This window comes from Burkholderia crassaminum, assembly GCF_964265005.1.
Classification (GTDB): Bacteria; Pseudomonadota; Gammaproteobacteria; order Burkholderiales; family Burkholderiaceae; genus Burkholderia.
Genome location: NZ_OZ183800.1, coordinates 587,350 through 604,978, shown reverse-complemented (window position 1 = coordinate 604,978; position 17,629 = coordinate 587,350). Strand labels below are relative to the sequence as shown.

The 17,629-nt window shown below is 66.5% G+C and carries 19 protein-coding genes; 12 read left to right on the top strand and 7 right to left on the bottom strand.

From position 1 onward, the window contains the following. Positions 1-37: 37 nt before the first annotated feature. The 3 genes from ACPTTF_RS19805 to ACPTTF_RS19795 all read right to left on the bottom strand — a co-directional run bounded on the left by ACPTTF_RS19805 (position 38) and on the right by ACPTTF_RS19795 (position 3,890). Positions 38-1,291, bottom strand: a complete 1,254-nt coding sequence (locus tag ACPTTF_RS19805) for a DUF2957 domain-containing protein (protein WP_423367862.1) — start codon at positions 1,289-1,291, stop codon at positions 38-40. Positions 1,292-1,362: 71 nt separating this feature from the next. Then, the gene (locus ACPTTF_RS19800) at positions 1,363-2,976 is read right to left on the bottom strand and encodes a DUF2957 domain-containing protein (protein ID WP_423367861.1); all 1,614 of its coding nucleotides are present in this window, start codon (positions 2,974-2,976) and stop codon (positions 1,363-1,365) included. A 617-nt stretch (positions 2,977-3,593) separates the two neighbouring features. Beyond that, positions 3,594-3,890, bottom strand: a complete 297-nt coding sequence (locus tag ACPTTF_RS19795; protein WP_166965315.1) for a cupin domain-containing protein — start codon at positions 3,888-3,890, stop codon at positions 3,594-3,596. A 434-nt stretch (positions 3,891-4,324) separates the two neighbouring features. On the opposite strand from ACPTTF_RS19795, the gene ACPTTF_RS19790 reads away from it, so the two are divergent. The 4 genes from ACPTTF_RS19790 to ACPTTF_RS19775 all read left to right on the top strand — a co-directional run bounded on the left by ACPTTF_RS19790 (position 4,325) and on the right by ACPTTF_RS19775 (position 8,509). After that, positions 4,325-5,272, top strand: a complete 948-nt coding sequence (locus ACPTTF_RS19790) for an ABC transporter ATP-binding protein (protein WP_166965317.1) — start codon at positions 4,325-4,327, stop codon at positions 5,270-5,272. Positions 5,273-5,275: 3 nt separating this feature from the next. Further along, positions 5,276-6,037, top strand: coding sequence for an ABC transporter permease (locus tag ACPTTF_RS19785; protein WP_069749046.1), 762 nt, complete (start codon positions 5,276-5,278; stop codon positions 6,035-6,037). 150 nt (positions 6,038-6,187) lie between these two features. Beyond that, positions 6,188-7,609 (top strand): MFS transporter, encoded by a 1,422-nt coding sequence (locus ACPTTF_RS19780; RefSeq protein ID WP_423367860.1) that lies wholly within the window; start codon positions 6,188-6,190, stop codon positions 7,607-7,609. A gap of 198 nt (positions 7,610-7,807) precedes the next feature. Next, positions 7,808-8,509, top strand: a complete 702-nt coding sequence (locus tag ACPTTF_RS19775; RefSeq protein ID WP_423367859.1) for an MBL fold metallo-hydrolase — start codon at positions 7,808-7,810, stop codon at positions 8,507-8,509. A 42-nt stretch (positions 8,510-8,551) separates the two neighbouring features. On the opposite strand, the gene ACPTTF_RS19770 is transcribed toward ACPTTF_RS19775, so the two are convergent. Next, positions 8,552-8,776 carry a hypothetical protein gene (locus ACPTTF_RS19770; protein ID WP_166965323.1) on the bottom strand — a complete coding sequence of 75 codons (225 nt, stop codon included), beginning with the start codon at positions 8,774-8,776 and terminating at the stop codon, positions 8,552-8,554. A gap of 209 nt (positions 8,777-8,985) precedes the next feature. On the opposite strand from ACPTTF_RS19770, the gene ACPTTF_RS19765 reads away from it, so the two are divergent. Further along, positions 8,986-9,417 carry a YciI family protein gene (locus ACPTTF_RS19765; RefSeq protein ID WP_166965326.1) on the top strand — a complete coding sequence of 144 codons (432 nt, stop codon included), beginning with the start codon at positions 8,986-8,988 and terminating at the stop codon, positions 9,415-9,417. Positions 9,418-9,485: 68 nt separating this feature from the next. Here the strand turns inward: ACPTTF_RS19765 and ACPTTF_RS19760 are convergent, their stop codons facing one another. After that, the gene (locus ACPTTF_RS19760; protein ID WP_423367858.1) at positions 9,486-10,082 is read right to left on the bottom strand and encodes a TetR/AcrR family transcriptional regulator; all 597 of its coding nucleotides are present in this window, start codon (positions 10,080-10,082) and stop codon (positions 9,486-9,488) included. 182 nt (positions 10,083-10,264) lie between these two features. Here ACPTTF_RS19760 and ACPTTF_RS19755 point away from each other — a divergent pair, with 182 nt between their 5' ends. The 7 genes from ACPTTF_RS19755 to ACPTTF_RS19725 all read left to right on the top strand — a co-directional run bounded on the left by ACPTTF_RS19755 (position 10,265) and on the right by ACPTTF_RS19725 (position 16,152). Further along, positions 10,265-11,035 (top strand): alpha/beta hydrolase, encoded by a 771-nt coding sequence (locus ACPTTF_RS19755; protein WP_166965330.1) that lies wholly within the window; start codon positions 10,265-10,267, stop codon positions 11,033-11,035. An 87-nt stretch (positions 11,036-11,122) separates the two neighbouring features. Further along, on the top strand, positions 11,123-11,929 hold the full coding sequence (locus ACPTTF_RS19750) for a DinB family protein (RefSeq protein WP_423367857.1): 807 nt from the start codon (positions 11,123-11,125) through the stop codon (positions 11,927-11,929). Next, entirely contained in the window at positions 11,926-12,666 is a 741-nt protein-coding gene (locus ACPTTF_RS19745; protein ID WP_423367856.1) for an alpha/beta fold hydrolase, read from the top strand. The genes ACPTTF_RS19750 and ACPTTF_RS19745 overlap by 4 nt, the downstream gene beginning before the upstream one ends. Before the next feature lie 98 nt (positions 12,667-12,764). After that, positions 12,765-13,655 carry an alpha/beta hydrolase gene (locus ACPTTF_RS19740; RefSeq protein WP_423367855.1) on the top strand — a complete coding sequence of 297 codons (891 nt, stop codon included), beginning with the start codon at positions 12,765-12,767 and terminating at the stop codon, positions 13,653-13,655. A gap of 86 nt (positions 13,656-13,741) precedes the next feature. Next, a complete protein-coding gene (locus ACPTTF_RS19735; protein WP_166965337.1) occupies positions 13,742-14,635 on the top strand; it encodes a LysR family transcriptional regulator in 894 nt (297 codons plus the stop codon). Positions 14,636-14,767: 132 nt separating this feature from the next. Then, entirely contained in the window at positions 14,768-15,094 is a 327-nt protein-coding gene (locus ACPTTF_RS19730) for a carboxymuconolactone decarboxylase family protein (RefSeq protein WP_423367854.1), read from the top strand. 50 nt (positions 15,095-15,144) lie between these two features. Then, complete coding sequence (locus ACPTTF_RS19725; RefSeq protein ID WP_423367853.1) at positions 15,145-16,152, top strand: aldo/keto reductase; 1,008 nt, start codon at positions 15,145-15,147, stop codon at positions 16,150-16,152. A gap of 97 nt (positions 16,153-16,249) precedes the next feature. Here ACPTTF_RS19725 and ACPTTF_RS19720 read toward each other — a convergent pair whose 3' ends face one another. Together ACPTTF_RS19720 and ACPTTF_RS19715 are read right to left on the bottom strand one after the other, a co-directional pair. Beyond that, positions 16,250-16,483: a hypothetical protein gene (locus tag ACPTTF_RS19720; protein ID WP_166965343.1), complete on the bottom strand. Its 234-nt coding sequence runs from the start codon at positions 16,481-16,483 to the stop codon at positions 16,250-16,252. Positions 16,484-16,690: 207 nt separating this feature from the next. After that, a complete protein-coding gene (locus tag ACPTTF_RS19715) occupies positions 16,691-17,590 on the bottom strand; it encodes a hypothetical protein (RefSeq protein WP_423367852.1) in 900 nt (299 codons plus the stop codon). Positions 17,591-17,629: the final 39 nt, after the last annotated feature.

The window sequence follows — 17,629 nt, the reverse complement described above, 5'->3', positions numbered from 1 at the left end:
TTCGCGCGGCGCCGCCGTGTCTCCATCCAGGCTTGCGTTACTGCACGAATGCGCCGACCGTGAAGTACGGATTGCTCGTATCGTTCATGTCGAGGAACCCGAACACGCCGCCGGTGAACACGAACTTGCCGGTCGCCGGCCCCGATGCCGCATCCGCATGCACGGTCGTGACGACGCCCGGCACCTTCTGCGTGAAATCGAGGTTCAGCGCGCGGGTGAGCGCGGCCTGCGACGCATTGAACGGATCGAGCAGCGTGGCCTGCGCACCGATGAGCGCGGTCGCGCGGTAGTTGAACGCACTGTCGACACCCGTGTACTCGCCGTTCTGCGAGCCTTGCGCGATCGCCGTCTGCGGGCTCAGGATCGAGATGCCCGATTCGTCGTCCGCACTCGGCGAGCCCTGCGTCAGGTCCGCATTCGCCGCACCGGTGCGGATGAAGATCGGCACGAGCTGGTTGCGCAGCTTGCCGACGATCAGGATCCCCTTGCCAGCCTTCGCCGGATCGACCGCCGCGAGCGTCGCCGGAATCTGCGGCAGGTAGTTGAGCGACTGGAACGCCGGTGCGTCCGGGCGCAGCGTGAACGGCTGGTTCACGGTCGCGCTCGACGCAAGCGGTTGCCCGCCGTTCTTCTTGCCGAAGTTGTCGGTCTCGACGTAGCTGCCGTCCGCGTTGATCGTCACCTGCTGGTCGAGCGCCACCGGCTGGAAGCTTTGTGACGGCACCTGGTGATAGCCGAGCTGGTTGTACTTGCCGGCGATCTTCGTCAGGTCGGTTTCCAGCGACGAGAAGCTGATGAACGGGTAATACGGGAACGTCGTCTGCGGGATCTTGCCCACGCCGATCACGCCGTTGAACTGGATCGTCGCGCCGGGAATCGCGCCGCCCAGCACGCCTTCGCCGAGGAACAGCCGCGCGGGCCGGCTCGGGTCGAGGCTCGCGTTCTGCATCCGGAACGTGCACTGGTTCAGCTTCACGGTCGGCAGGCCCGTTTCGTCGGCCAGCGTGCCGTCGACCACATTCGCGGGTGCCGTGTCGCGGGTCGGCTGCACGGTGCCGGTGGTGCTCGGTACCGGCGAAGCGAGATAGGTCATCCGGTACGTCATCTTCGTCGTGTCGAGCTGCACTTTCACGAGCTCGCCCGACCCGGACCCGCCAATGAACACGGTGTTGTAGTCGATCGTCTGCGGGCACAGCCGGACCACCGGCGCGGGCGGCGGGTCGCCGTCTCCGCCACACGCGGCCAGCACGGGCGCGAGCGACGCCGCGGCCATCCATTGTTTAAAATTCATAGGAATCCTCTTGAAATTCGATTCGCCGGCGGCGACGCATGCGCCGCCGGTGTTACGTGTTCAGTGCAGGGTTACTGGACGAATGCGCCGACCGTGAAGAACGGGTTGACCTTGTTGTTGTTGACGACCATCGCGTAGACGTTGCCGGCCGTCACGAGCCAGCCGGTGTCGCCCTTGCTGAAGATCGCCACGTTGCCGTTCGCTCCCTTCGCGTTGAAGTCCTGCGTGGCAGTCACCTTGATCTTGCCGGGCGTGGCCTGCGTATAGTCGAGCGCGAACTGCGAGGTCACCGATGACGTCTGCGGATCGATGAACGCCGCAGTATTGCCCTGGAACAGCGTGGACGTATAGTTCGCGGCCATCGTCGACACGGCGGTACCGTCGTTGCAGGTGCCCGCTTCCGGCAGGAAGTTCATGCCGTTGAAGGTGCCGGGCAAGTCCGGATGCGGGATATTGACGTCGAAGCTCGGGCCGACTGTCGCAGTGGCGCCCGTCACGCCTGCTGACGTCACGATGCCGCACGCCGACGCGCTGGTCGCACCGATGTACCCGCCCTTCATCGAATTCGCCGCGATCGCCTTGGCCGAAGAGAGCATCGAGATGCCGACTTCGGCATCGGCAACCGACGCAAGGACGTTGCTCTCGTCGACATGCGTGTAGCCGACACGAATCACGACCGGCACCAGTACGCCATTCAGCTTGCCGACGATCATGATGCCCTTCGCCTGGCTGGGAGACAGAATCACGATGGCCGACCCCTGTCCGGCAAACGGATAGGTGACCGCGCCGAGTGCACTGGCCTTCGCATTGCTCACGAAGACATTATCGGCCGATCCATCCGCGTTCTTGCGCAACGTCCATGGCGTTCCGGTGGTCTGACACGAGTAGTCGCTGCCCGACGTGATCGTGCATGATCCATCCGCGTTGAACGTCTGGTTCCAGTTGATCACGTCGGGTTGCCAGCCGACGGGCCCCAGAAAATTCTGATAGTTGGAGCCGACCGGCGACAGGTGAATGCCGACCTCGTTGTAGTTGCCCGCGACCTTCGTGAAGTCGGTTTCCGTTTCGATGAAACCAATGAAAGGATAAAAATCGAACGTGCGTGACGGCACCATGCCCAGTACCAGTCCCGGAATCGGCTCGAGGCCCTTGAACGCAATCGTCGCCCCCGGAATCCCGCCCCCCACCACGCCATTGCCGATGAACAGCATCGGCGGATCCGCGCGGTTGATCGTCACCGCATACGCGCCGTCGCTCGTTGCGCCGCTGTCGAGCACGGCCGCACAGCGGTTCTGCTCGGCGGTCGGGAGATTGGTCGGATGATGGAACGCGCCGCTGATCGTCATGCCTGCGCGCGTGTTGTTGACCTGCCCCCCCGATGTCGGCACCGACGATTCGATGAACTGCATCTGGTAGGTCATCTTCGTCGAGTCGAACTTCACCTTCACATACTCGCCGCTGCCTGCGCCGCCCGTATAGGTCGTCGTGTAATCGAGCGCGTCCGGGCACAGCTTCGTGACGACGGGCGGCGTCGTGATGGAGCCGCTCGGCCCGCACGCGCTTCCCGAGCACTGCGGCACGTTGATGGGCCCCGGATCGTCGCCGCCGCCGCAACCGGCGACGAACGGCAAAGCGATTACCGCGCACGACAGGATCGCTTTCCGCAATTCAGGAATGCAAATCATCAACCCCTCCTATTCAGGTACGACAAGTCTCGTCCGGACAGGCTGCATGGCCCGCCGGTTGGTATCGCGCCGCCGCACGAACGCGCGGCGCATGACGGTGCGCGCATGGCCACCGCGATGCCGGTCAGGCAAATGCGGCACGCGCCGCGGCGGCAGACAAGCGCTCTCCCGCGGCGCCGTCATGCGGCACGGCGCCGTGAGAACAATCGAAACGGGAAGTGGTTCGCCGCTACACGGCGATATGACAACGCAGGCACGCGACCTGCATCGCGCCTGCATTCAGCGAAAAAACGGGAAACGGCAGTCCGACTGGCCCCGCGGATAGGCGTCTCATCAATTGGTCTCCATCCGTACGCTTGATTCGTTATCGTGATGCGTCGTTTGTCGAGACTATGATCGGACGATACCTACAAGTAAATGGATGCAGAGTTCCAAACGGCAGAAACCGCGCAATCCTAGTGTGTGCAGGGGATTTGACAGATTTTCAAACAGCCTTCAATTTATTTGCTCAGACAAATACATGGCCCGTATAACACGCGTTTGAATAACCACGGCCAATCCGCGCTCTGCCTTGCCTGCCGGCCCTCGAAGATCCGCCTGCATGCTGCGGCGCAACCTTACACGTCGATGATCGCGAGCGTGCCGTGGCTGCCCGGCAGCACCGCGTGAAGCGTGCCGGCAAGCGCCAGGTACATCTGCCCGGCCTCGACGACGATCGTCTCGCCCCCGACCTCGAGCATCATCCGGCCGTCGAGCACCAGCAGCCCCTCGTTGTAGTCGTGCACTTCCGCTTCGTAAGCCTGCGCGTCCATGCGCAGCACCTTGATCCTGGCCGGCCCGACCTCGCCGACGATCGTGGATTTCCACGCGACGGCCTGTGCCGCCGCCACGGATTTGAAATCGATCAAAGACATGCGCTCCGCTCCGTGAACGATGAAAGGAACGCATTATCGCGAGCGCGGCGCACGCCGTCCCGGTACGGCGCGACGGCCTTCGGGCGGCACAGTCGGCCGGCCGGCCGCGCCGCCGCCGGGCGGAAAGGCGATCGCGGCCCGGGTCGCCGAAGACGGCACTCATTGTTCGTGCAGCACAAATAAAGCCCGACGTAATTGAGCGATGCGCCGTCAATTCGCGCCAATCCGACACCGGCAACGCACGCCCTTTCCACAAGAATGCATTTCCATCTATCGATTGCTAATATGGCGATCCCGCGATCCCGCACCACAACGCCGTTCGACATGACGCCCGTTCGCCATGCCGTCCCCGGTCCCGGCCGCTTCGCAGCGGCGGCGACGCCGGGCACGCGCGGCGCACGCCGTCGCGCCGGCCGGCCGTGCCATCCGTCAGCATGCAACCGATCCTTTCCGTCTCCGACCTCTCCAAGACTTACGCGTCCGGCTTCCAGGCGCTGAAGCACGTGACCCTCGACATCCGCCCCGGCGAGATCTTCGCGTTGCTCGGGCCGAACGGCGCCGGCAAGACGACGCTGATCGGCTCGATCTGCGGCATCGTCACGCCGACCTCAGGCCGCGTGACGGTCGGCGGCCACGACATCCGCGATCACTACCGCGCAGCCCGCGAAATGATCGGCCTCGTGCCGCAGGAACTGACGACCGACGCGTTCGAAACCGTCTGGGCGACCGTGTCGTTCAGCCGCGGCCTGTTCGGCAAGGCGCCCGATCCCGCGCATATCGAGAAGACGCTGAAGGCGCTGTCGCTGTGGGACAAGCGCGACAACAAGCTGATGACGCTGTCGGGCGGCATGAAGCGACGCGTGATGATCGCGAAGGCGCTGTCGCACGAGCCGCGCATCCTGTTCCTCGACGAACCGACCGCCGGCGTCGACGTCGAGCTGCGCCGCGACATGTGGAAGCTCGTCGATTCGCTGCGCGAAAGCGGCGTGACGATCCTGCTGACCACGCACTACATCGAGGAAGCCGAGGAAATGGCCGACCGGATCGGCATCATCCTCGGCGGCGAGCTCGTGCTCGTCGAGGAGAAGCACGAGCTGATGCGCAAGCTCGGCAAGAAGCAGCTCACCGTGCAACTCGAGCACCCGCTCGCGGACGTGCCGCCCGCGCTCGCGCCGTTCGGCCTCGAACGCGCGGACGACGGCGCCGCGCTCGTCTACACGTACGACTCGCAGCGCGACGACGCGAGCATCGCGACGCTGATCAACGCGCTCGGCTCGGCCGGCATCGGCTTCCGCGACCTGCATACGACGCAGAGCTCGCTCGAGGACATTTTCGTCAGCCTGATCGACAACCGCCGCAACGGCGTGCAGCAAGGAGCCTGACGCATGAACCTGCATGGAATCCGCGCGATCTACCGCGCCGAAATGGCCCGCACGCGCCGCACGCTGATGCAGAGCATCATCGCGCCGGTGATCTCGACGTCGCTGTATTTCGTGGTGTTCGGCTCCGCGATCGGCTCGCGCATCAGCGACGTGAACGGCATCGGCTACGGCTCGTTCATCGTGCCGGGGCTCGTGATGCTGTCGCTGCTGTCGCAGAGCATCTCGAACGCGTCGTTCGGCATCTACTTCCCACGCTTCACGGGCACGATCTACGAGATCCTCTCCGCGCCCGTGTCGTACTGGGAGATCGTGATCGCGTACGTGGGCGCGGCCGCGTCGAAGTCGATCCTGCTCGGCGTGATCATCCTCGCCACGGCCGGCCTGTTCGTGCCGCTGCACATCCTGCATCCGTTCTGGATGGTGCTGTTCCTCGTGCTGACGGCGGTCACGTTCAGCCTGTTCGGCTTCGTGATCGGCATCTGGGCCGACAGCTTCGAGAAGCTGCAGCTCGTGCCGCTGCTGATCATCACGCCGCTCACGTTCCTCGGCGGCAGCTTCTACTCGGTCGACATGCTGCCGCCCGCGTGGCGCGTCATCACGCTGTTCAACCCGATCGTCTACCTGGTCAGCGGCTTCCGCTGGTCGTTCTACGGGATCGCCGACGTGCACGTGTGGATCAGCCTCGCCGCGACCGGGCTGTTCCTCGTGATCCTGCTGGCGATCGTCGCGTGGATGTTCCGCACCGGCTACAAGCTGAAGAACTGACGCATCGCGCGCCGCCTGCCCATGACGCATTTGGGCAAGCAGGCGGCGCTTTTCCTCTGATGCGGCATTTTGTGGTCGCGTCTACTGAAGACGAAGCATCGGGGTCGCGAAGCACGCGCTTCACGGCCCCTTTTCATTTCAGAGGACGCCATGCCCGCCGCCACCGCTCCCGCCTCCGCCGCCGCCCGGCTCGAACGCCTGCCGTTCTCCGGCTATCACAAGCGGATCTTCTTCATCATCGCGATCGCGTTCTTCTTCGACTCGGTCGACCTCGGCACGATGACGTTCGTGCTCGGCTCGATCCGCAAGGAGTTCGGCTTGTCGACCGCGGCCGCCGGCCTCGTCGCGAGCGCGAGCTTCTTCGGGATGGTGCTCGGTGCGGCCGTCGCCGGCCTGCTGGCCGACCGCTTCGGCCGCCGGCCCGTGTTCCAGTGGAGCATGGTGCTGTGGGGCGCGGCCTCCTACCTGTGCTCGACCGCGCAGAGCGTCGACGCGCTGATCGTCTACCGCGTGCTGCTCGGGATCGGGATGGGGATGGAATTCCCGGTCGCGCAGACGCTGCTGTCCGAATTCGTGCCGACCGAGAAGCGCGGCCGCCTGATCGCGCTGATGGACGGCTTCTGGCCGCTCGGCTTCATCACGGCCGGCATCGTCGCGTATTTCGTGCTGCCGCAGTTCGGCTGGCGCACGGTGTTCGCGCTGCTCGCGATTCCCGCCGTGTTCGTACTCGTCGTGCGCCGCATCGTGCCGGAATCGCCGCGCTGGCTCGAGCATGCGGGCCGGCACACGGAAGCCGACACGGTGATGCACACGATCGAGGCGAAGGTGATGCGCTCGGCCGGCGTGACGACGCTGCCGCCGCCGTCGCGGCTCGCCGAGCCGGTCGCCGCACGCGGGCGCGGCGCGCTGCGCGAGATCTGGAGCGGCGCGTACCGCCGTCGCACGGTGATGGTGTGGCTGCTGTGGTTCTTCGCGCTGCTCGGCTTCTACGGCCTCACGTCGTGGCTCGGCGCGCTGCTGCAGCAGGCCGGCTTCGAGGTCACGAAATCGGTGTTCTACACGGTGCTGATCTCGCTCGGCGGCGTGCCGGGCTTCCTGTGCGCCGCGTGGCTCGTCGAACGCTGGGGACGCAAGCCGACCTGTATCGCGTCGCTGATCGGTGGCGGCGCGATGGCGTACGCATACGGCCAGAGCGCGCTGTACGGCGGCAGCATGACGCTGCTGATCGGCACCGGCCTCGCGATGCAGTTCTTCCTGTTCGGGATGTGGGCCGCGCTGTACACGTACACGCCCGAGCTCTACGGCACCGGCGCGCGCGCGACGGGCTCGGGCTTCGCGTCGGCGATCGGGCGCGTCGGTTCGCTGATCGGGCCTTACGTGGTCGGTGTCGTGCTGCCCGTGTTCGGCCAGGGCGGCGTGTTCACGCTCGGCGCGCTGTCGTTCATCGCGGCCGCGATCGCCGTGTGGACGCTCGGGATCGAGACGAAGGGCCTCGCGCTGGAGCAGCTCGCGGCGGGCGACGAAGCAGGCGGCGGTGGCCGGTATGCAGCGGCAGCGGACAAGGTGTCCTGAGCGCCGAATCGACCCGGGCGTGCTTTCCGGCCGGCATGACGTTCAGCACCGTGCCGGCTGCTGCGTGAATTGACAGGATTCGCGCCTGGACCGGCGCTGCTAGACTGCATCGAGGCACCGTGTCGCGCGCCCCCGGTGCATCGCGGCGATCGCGCGACTGTGGTGCCCGCCCCCACTGCCCGCGCAAGGATCGCATCGATGGACAACGCCCGTATCGAAGAAATCCGCAGCGGCCTGTTTCGCGCAACGACTTATATCGACAAGCTGAAGCTCGGCTTCAGCCAGTTCTTCGTCCGGTCGCCCGGCGGCGACGTCGTCTGCATCGAAACGGGCACGCGTTCCAATTTTCCGCAACTGAGCGCGAGCCTCGCGACCGTCGGCATCACGCCGTCGATGGTGAGCAGCGTGATCGTCCCGCATTTCGAAGTCGACGAGATGGGCGCACTGCCCGACTTCCTCGCGGCCAATCCGGCACTTATCGCTTATGCGCATCCGATCTGCACGCACGGCCTGGCCGATATCTTCGGCGTGCGCGCGAAGCCGCTGAAGGACGGCGAGCCGACGACGATCTCCGGCATCGACGTCGTGCCGATCTTCACGAAGCATGTCCATCAATGGGATGCGCTCGTGGTGTATTTGCCGGCGTACAAGGCGCTGCTGTCGTCGGACATCCTGATGCGCTTCGGCGACGAAGCCGCCGACGACCCGCTGCCGGCCATCCTCGATTCGATCCGGCGCTCGGACTACCTGCCGTCGCTCACGCACATGGCGAGCGCGCTGCGCCGGATCCAGGCGCTCGACCTCGACGTCATCCTGCCGATGCACGGCCCGGCCATCACGCACGACATCCCGCGCGTGCTCGCCGGCGCGATCGCGCATTGCGAGGCCGCCGCCGCGTGAGCCGCGGAGGCGGCAGGCCGACGGCGGTGCAGCAGGTTCCTGTCAGGCGACGACGAACTCTTCGGCCGCCTTGCGTTGAACCGCGGCCATCACCGCCAGTTCGCGCTTGCTGCGCGCGTCGCCGGACACGACACCCGTCGCGTTCTTCGCCTTCGCGCCCAGCGGGAAAAAGACAAACGACGCGCCAGCCGGGGCCGCCGGCTCCGCGCGCAGGCGTTTGTTCAGGATTTTCAGGTACTTCTTCTTCGAGACTTCTTTAGCAGCCATGGCACCCTCCGCGTGAACGTGGTGAGGATCAGCATACCAGTTTTGGTGGCGGGCTCCGCGCCAGGGCCCGCCGGTGCACGCGTCATCGAAACTTCGCCGGGCTCGATGTCGATTCGCGTCGTTGCCGCGCGTCGTGTTGTCGTAACCGATCGTTTTGCCGTCGGCGCGGCCGGCGGCGCCCCTTCATTCCCTTTCAAGGAGATACGACCATGCGCGTCCTGGTAATCGTCAAGGCCACCGCCGATTCCGAATCCGGCCGGATGCCCGACCCTGAAATGATCGCCGCGATGGGCCGGTTCAACGAAGAACTGGCAGAAGCCGGCATCCTGCTCGCCGCCGACGGGCTGCATCCGAGCATGCGCGGCAAGCGCGTGCACTTTGCCGGCAAGAACCGCACCGTCATCGACGGCCCGTTCGCGGAAACCAAGGAACTCGTCGCCGGCTTCTGGCTGTGGCAGGTGAAATCGATGGAAGAAGCGGTCGAATGGGTGAAGCGCTGCCCGAACCCGATGCCCGGCGACTCCGATATCGAGATCCGCCCGCTGTTCGAGGCTGAAGACTTCAGCCCGGCATTCACCGACGAGTTGCAGGCGCTGAAAGCGCGGATGAGCGCGCAAGCCGAGGCCGGGAAGCGCGCGTAAGCCGGGCGGCGTCAGGCGGTTTCACATGACCGCCGGGCGCCGCCCCAGCCCGCTCGCGCGTGCGCGGCTCACGCGCGTTTGCGCGGCACCGCGAGCCGCTCGACCGCCCCGCCGGTCACGCCCCTGAACATCCCCGCATTGCCGTACGCCCGGGCGGCAAGCATCGCGCCATAGACCAGCGACACGAACGTCGCGGCCTCGGTCTGCACCGACACGCCCGGCTGCACGACGCCGTCCTTCACCCCTGCCTCGAGCACACGCACCAGCCACGCGGCAAGGTCGTCGAAATGCGCCTTCACCGCCCGCGCGACTTCGTCGGGCAATGCCGGCAACTCCGCGCCGAGCATGCCAGCCACGCAGAACGGCGCGCTGTCGTCCACGATGCAGCGTTCCCAGTAGCCGATGTATGCGCGCATCTGCACCAGCGCGTCGGCGCCGCTCGCGTCGAGCAACGCCATGTCGGCATCGAATTTCGCCTGCGACTGCTGCAGCACGGCGACCGCCAGATCCGCCTTCGTCGGGAAGTGATGGTGAATGCTCGCCTTCCGGATGTCGATCGCGTCGGCGATGTCGGCATAACTGAACCCGCTATAGCCGCGCCGCATGATCAGTTGCCGCCCGGCTTCGAGAATGCGGCCCGCCGTGCTGTCCCCCGTTACCGTCATATTTGCCTACCATCTAGTCGGATGAAAAACAGCGATAGTTTACCGCCCGGAGATACTCTTTTCCAGCCGTGATTTCTCCTTGTCGATCATCCTACCTACTAGTAGGATGAACGCATCGACAGAACAAGACGCCTGTCGATATCCGACGGTTTCCTACCCTGTCTTCCTTCTGGAGAATGAAAATGAAGCGCTTTTCCCAAGTCCGCCAGATCGCCGCGGCACTCGCGTTGTCTGCTGCCGCACTCGGTTCGCACGCGGCCGTCGCCGCCCCCGTCAAGAACGTCGTGCTGGTTCACGGCTACTTCGCCGACGGCTCGGGCTGGCAAGCCGTCTCGAACATCCTCACGCGTGACGGCTACAAGGTTTCCGTCGTTCAGCAGCCGGAAACGTCGTTCGACGACGACGTAAAGGCAACCCGCCGTGTCGTCGACGCGCAGGACGGCCCGAGCATCCTCGTCGGCCACAGCTATGGCGGCGCGGTGATCACCGAAGCCGGCAACGACGACAAGGTCGCGGGCCTCGTCTACGTGGCCGCGTTCCAGCCCGACACCGGAGAAAGCCCGCTCGACCTGACCAAGAAGACCCCGCCCGCGACGAAGGCGATCAAGGCCACCGAGGACGGTCACCTGTATTTCGACGAAGCGTCGTTCCACGCCGATTTCGCGGCCGACGTGCCGGCCGCCGAAGCGAAGTTCATGGCGATCTCGCAAGTGACGCCGGCCGCGCAGTCGTTCGGCGTGCCGATCACGCATGCCGCATGGCGGACGAAACCGAGCTGGGCGGTGGTCGCCACCGCGGACCGCGCGATCAACCCCGAGCTCGAACGCTTCATGACGCAACGCGCCGGCAGCAAGACGATCGAACTCAAGTCGAGCCACGTCGCCTACATCTCGCATCCGGCCGAAGTTGCAAAGCTGATCGAGCAGGCAGCCAGGGGCGCCGGCAAGGAGTGATGCAGCGCATCGCCCGATTCCCGCCGTTGACGCTATCCGCCGAGTAACGTATCGTTTTGATACGTTACTCGGCAATCTCTTTCCGTCATGCATTCCCGTTTCGACCGTTTCCGCACCACCGCGCTCGGCGCCCAGCTCGAAGCACTGATCGCGCAACCCGCGCGCTACGTCGAATTCGCGGCACTGTCACGTGTGGGCGTCGCCGCGATCGGCGCGATCCAGCACGAAATCGCACTGAAATTCCCCGAAATCGACACCGACACGACAGCCCGCCAGTTCTGCGGCGCGATGGTCGCGGAAGTCATGCGCCGCCACGGCCACGATGTCGTGCAGGCGCGCGGGCGGCTGAGCGGCACGCTATTCAGTTACGGCGCGGTGTTCAGCGCGTATCCGCAGCTGCTGCCGTTCGCCGACGTCGTCGCCGCGCTGGCGCAATTGCCCGATCGGCTCGCCGCGTATGCGGCGCACGTGCCGGCCGCGCTGCGGACGCGCCGCCCCGACGGCACGGGCTTCTCGTTCGTCGAGCATGCGTGCCACCTGCGCGACCTCGACGCGGTGTTCGCCGAACGCATCGACGCCGTGCGCACGCTCGAACTGCCGGTGATCGCCTCCGTCGACGGCACCGCGCTCGCCGCGCGACGCGACTATCTTGCTCAGCCGCTCGATCCTGCGGTCGCCGCATTCCGCACGGGCCGCGCCGCGCTGTGCACGACCGCCGCCGCGCTCGATCCTGCACAGCTCGCACGCTGCGGGCTGCGCGACGGCATCCGCCGCATGTCGCTCGACGAACTCGTGCGCGAGCTGCTCGACCACGACCGCACACACGTGCTCGAACTCGACGAACTGCTCGCCGAACTCGAATTGCCGCCCCTCCCATCCGCACCCGCCCCATGACCCAGCCCACGCCCGTCGTCTTCATTCACGGTTTCATCGGCACGCTCGACGTGCGCGGATGGAACGGCCCGCATCTCGCGCCCGACCTGCTCGGCTACGGCGCGCATCGCGCGGTACCGTTCGACGCGATCACGCTCGCCGCGCAGGTCGAGCACGTCCGCCACACCGTCGATACGCACTTCGGCGCGCAGCCGGTCGATGTCGTCGGCCACTCGGTCGGCGGCGCGATCGCGATGCTGTTCGCGCATGCGCATCCGGACCGCGTGCGGCGGATCGTCAACGTCGAAGGCAACTTCACGCTCGACGATGCGTTCTGGTCGGCGTCGGTCGGCCGCATGACGCCCGGTGAGGCCGATGCGATGCTCGACGGGTTGCGCAACGATCCGCCCGGCTGGCTGCGTGGCGCGATCGACGCGCCATCGGCGGGCCTCATCGACGACGCCCGCCGCTGGCTCGCGCATCAGCCCGCATCGACGCTGCGCGCGATGGGCCGCTCGGTGGTCGCGACGACAGGCGAACCCGGCTATCTGCAGGCGCTCGCGCAAGTCTTCGAGCGTCACCCCGTCTGGCTCGTCGCAGGCGAACGCTCGCGCGCAGGCTGGCACGTGCCCGACTGGGCGCTCGCGCGCTGCGCCGGCTTCGACATGATCGCGCGCTGCGGGCACCTGATCCCGGCCGAGCGGCCCGATGCGTTTCGCGCCGCCATCGAGCGCATCGTCGGCGCGCCGCCCGCCTGACAACCCGTAGGATTCGCCGAAATATGGTTGAAAGGCACGGTTGCTAGAGTCGTCCGAACAGGGATTTCCCGGCGCTCGACGCCGGACGGGGTCGACACATGCGAGGATCGAGGAATCTGGCGCGCGCCTTCTGGCTGCTTCTGCTGCTCGCCATTTCGGGCCCTGCTCTCGCATTTCACGCGCGGGTCGTCGTGATTCCCAGCGCCGCGATGAACGAGACGCTAAAGGCAACCGTCGTGCTGCCCGACGCTTATGCGCGCGGCGCCCGCGACGGCGACCGCTATCCGGTCGTCTATCTGCTGCACGGCTCCGGCGGCGACCACACCGACTGGACGTCGAACACGCACATCGCAGCGCTCGCCGACCGCTACCACGTGATCCTCGTGATGCCCGACGGCGGGCACGAGAGCTGGTACATCGACAGTCCGTTCGACTCGGGCAGCCGCTACGAAACCTTCATCGGCGACGAAGTCGTCTCCTACGTCGATTCGCACTTCCGCACGATCGCGACGCAGCACGCCCGCGCGATCACCGGGCTCAGCATGGGCGGCTTCGGCGCGCTGCGCATCGCGCTCGACCGGCCCGACACGTTCGGCGCGGTCGGCAGCATCAGCGGCGCGGTCGATCCGCGCTGCTGCGAGGACGAGCCGGGCATCGACCACGTGTTCGGCGACCCCGGCCGTCATCCGTCGTTCTGGAACCGCAACGTGATCGTCGCCAGCGCCAGCGCGTTCGTGCGCGCACATCTCGACCTGACGATCGATTGCGGCCGCGACGACGCATTCGTCGGCTCGAACCGCACGCTGCACGAACGGCTCGTCGCGCTCGGCGTGCCGCACGACTATGCGGAGCGGCCGGGCGGCCACACGTGGGATTACTGGGCGAACGCGATCCGCTACCAGATGCAGTTCTTCGCGACGTCGTTCCAGCATGGCGGCTATGCGTACCATCCCGCGCCCCATGCACCGGGCATGACACGCGCGGGCTGACGCGCGCCGCATCCCTCGTCGCCTTGCCGCGCGGCCCGGTGAACCCGGTGGTACGATGCGCGGGCATCGACCACCCGACACCTTCCATGCCGCGCGACAACTTTGCGGACCTCCTCGCCTTCATCGCCGTCGCGCGCGAGCGCAGTTTCACGCGGGCGGCCGCCCAGCTCGGCGTATCGCAATCCGCGCTCAGCCATACAATCCGCTCGCTCGAAACGCGCCTCGGCGTGCGGCTGCTCACGCGCACGACACGCAGCGTGGCGCCGACCGAAGCCGGCGAACGCCTGCTGCTGAACCTCGCGCCGCGCTTCGACGAAATCGAGGCCGAACTGACGGCGCTCGCGGAATTGCGCGACCAGCCCGCGGGCACCGTGCGCATCAACGCGACCGACTTCGTGATCCGCACGCTGCTGTGGCCGAAGCTCGCGCCGGTCCTGCGCGACTATCGCGACCTGAAGGTCGAGTTCGTGAACGACTACGGGCTGTCCGACATCGTCGCGGAGCGCTTCGACGTCGGCGTGCGGCTCGGCGACCAGGTTGCGAAGGACATGATCGCCGTACGCATCTCGGCCGACATGAAAATGGCGATCGTCGGCGCGCCCGCGTATTTCGCGGAACGTGCGCGCCCCGCGTCGCCGCAGGATCTGGTCGCGCACGACTGCATCAACCTGCGCCTGCCGACGCACGGCGCGCTGTACGCGTGGGAACTCGCGCGCGGCGACGACACGCTGCAGGTGCGCGTCGACGGGCAGGTCACCTTCAACGGCACCTACGAAACGCTCGACGCGGCGCTCGCGGGCTACGGGCTCGCGTACGTGCCCGCCGAACTCGCGGCGCCGCATGTCGCAGCCGGCCGGCTCGTCAGCGTGCTCGACGACTGGTGCCCGACGTTCCCCGGTCATCACCTGTACTACGCGAGCCGGCGGCAATCGTCGCGCGCGCTCGCGGTGATCGTCGATGCGCTGCGCTATCGCGCATGAGCCGGCGGGGCATCGCCCATGCATCACGATTCATGAGTCGCGTCGATAAGTGCATGCGCATTGCCGGGGATTATCGATAAGCGCATCGGTGGCTACCATCGTCGATGTTCCCCAACTTCCCCGGAGCCCTCGATGTCCGAGCCGACTTCCGCCGCGCGCAAGGCGTTCGGCGCCATCGCACCCGCGCTCGCCGACTACACCGACAACGTGCTGTTCGGCGACGTCTGGCAGCGCCCCGGCCTGTCGCCACGCGATCGCAGCCTTGTGACGGTCGCAAGCCTCGTGTCGCTGTATCGCGTCAACGAACTGCCGTTCCACCTGAAGAAAGCACTCGACAACGGCCTCACGCGCGACGAGCTGATCGAAACGATCACGCATCTCGCGTTCTACTCGGGCTGGCCGACCGCAAGTTCCGCATTGACGATCGCCCAGCGCGTGTTCGACGAAGCCGGCGTGTAAGCGCGGCTTCCTTCATTCAACCGGCGGGCACGTGCCCGCATGGAGCTTCCATGGATTACCGCTATCTCGGGCGCAGCGCGCTCAAGGTGTCGCCGCTGTGTCTCGGCGCAATGATGTTCGGCGGCGAGACCGACGAAGCGACGTCGGCGCGCATCATCGACAAGGCGTTCGACCAGGGCGTCAACTTCATCGACACGGCCGACGTCTATCACGCCGGCCGCTCGGAAGAAGTCGTCGGCCGCGCGATTACGCCGCGTCGCGACAGCTGGGTCGTCGCGACGAAGTTCGGCTATCCGGCCGGACCGGACGCAGGGCCGAACCGGCAGGGCCAGTCACGCAAATGGATCGTCGAATCGGTCGACGCGAGCCTGAAGCGGCTCGGCACCGACTACATCGACATCCTCTATTTCCATCGCGCGCTGACCGATGCGCCGCTCGACGAAGCCATGCGCGCGATCGCCGACCTGATCCGGCAAGGCAAGGTGCGCTACTTCGGGCTGTCGAACTTCAAGGGCTGGCGCATCGCCGAGATCGTGCGACTCGCGGATCAACTCGGCATCGATCGCCCGGTTGCGAGCGAACCGCTGTACAACCTCGTCGATCGCACGGCCGAGGTCGAACAGCTTCCGGCCGCTGCGCATTACGGGATCGGCGTCGTGCCGTACAGCCCGCTCGCGCGCGGCGTGCTGACCGGCAAATACACGGCAGATACGCAGCCGCCCGCCGATTCACGTGCGGGCCGCGGCGACCGGCGCATCCAGCAAACGGAATGGCGACCCGAATCGTTGCATATCGCGCAGCAGGTGGCCGCGCATGCGGCCGCACGCGGCTCGACATCGGTGGCGTTCGCGCTCGCGTGGGTGATGAAGAACCGCATCGTCAGCTCGACGATCGCGGGGCCGCGCACCGAAGCGCACTGGGACAGCTACATCGATGCGCTCACGCTCGAACTCGGCCCGGACGACGAACGGTTCGTCGATTCGCTCGTGCCGCCCGGGCACGCATCGACGCACGGCTATACCGATCCCGGTTATCCGGTGGAAGGCCGCAAGGTCTGAAGCAGGAACGGGATAAGTGAACGACATGCCGGGCGCGATGCCCGGCATGAAGATGAACGCGCGTCGCCTGACGCGCGAACACGCGGGGCCGGCGGGATCAGTTGTCGTGTGCGGTTGTGTCGGCGCTGACTACGCGATCGAAGCATTCCTGCGCAAGCGCCAGCTCGTCGAGCGCGCGATCGAGGCGCGACATCGCGCGTGCATATTCGGCCGACGAAATGTCGTCGTCGCTTTCGCCACGCACGGCGCGAAAGGCCTGATCGACGTTGCGCGTGGCTTCGACGAAGCGTTGCGCGGCCCGGGCTTCCCGCGAACAGATGTGGGTCGACATCGACACTTCTCCCTCAGGGTTGCAGTGTGAAGCACGCCGACGCTCAGTGTGCGTGGTGCGCATGTCGGCGGCGTGAACCACGACCCATCGAGTATCGACGCATCGGCCGCCGCGCAGCGCGCTTCGTGCCGATTGTCTCTCTGCCCTCGCCGCTCCGCTATGGCGAGATTGCAACAGATTCTTGCGCGATCTGCTGCGCGGGTTGCGTCACGCGCGCCCGATGCGTGGATGCGCAAGGCCCGCGAACGCGGCCGCCTCGCCCGGTGACAGGTCGAACAGGTCGCCCGTGAGATCGCGCGCATGCTCGGCCGCCGGCCGGTTGCGCAAGCGCGCCACGTGCGTGGGCGCAACATACGCGGCCGCCGTTTCGATCGGCGGCACGTCGAACAGATCGCGCGTGACGCCGCGCTCGGCGTCCGTCGGCGAACGGCCGCGCAAGCGCGCGACGAGCTCGACGAAGCGATCGAAATCACCGGCGCGCGTCGCCTTGTTCACTTCCGCGAGATCGCGCGCCTTCAGCACGCACGGCTGGGCGAGCCGCACGAAATACGGTGCCTCCAGCTCGACCGACAGCGCGAGCGGATAGCTCTTGCCCGTCTGCTCCTTCGCACGCCCGACACAATCGACCACGGCCGCGCCCTGCGCGGCGCCGAGCGGCTTGCCGGTGCTCACGCTGCGCAGGTGATCGGGAAACACGCGCAATTGCGTGCCGACCGTCAGCGCGGTGGACGACGCGCAGACGAGTGCGTAGTGCTGCTCGCGGCGCCGGCCCGACGGCAAGGTCGAGCGGCTCGCGATGAACGTGTGCGGCGGCAACGGCCGTACCTGCCCGCTCGCGTCGACCCATGCATTCCACAACAACGCGTCCTTGCGCTCGCCTGCGCGCGGGCGCGACGCGACCGGCGAAAACAGCGCGAGCAGCGAGCCCGTGCGATGCGCGGCGACTTGCGCGCTGCTGCCGAGCGGTTGGTTGATGCCCCACAGAAAACGCCCGCCCCCGAGCCGGCGCTCCCATTCCTTGCGGAGCACGACGGTCGGCAGTTCCTCGCCGGACTCGGTACCGATCTTGGTCCAGCAGAACGTGGGTGGGAGGTGTTTCAGTGTCATCAACTTTCTCGGGATACAGCCTCGCTGGTGACAGCAAGC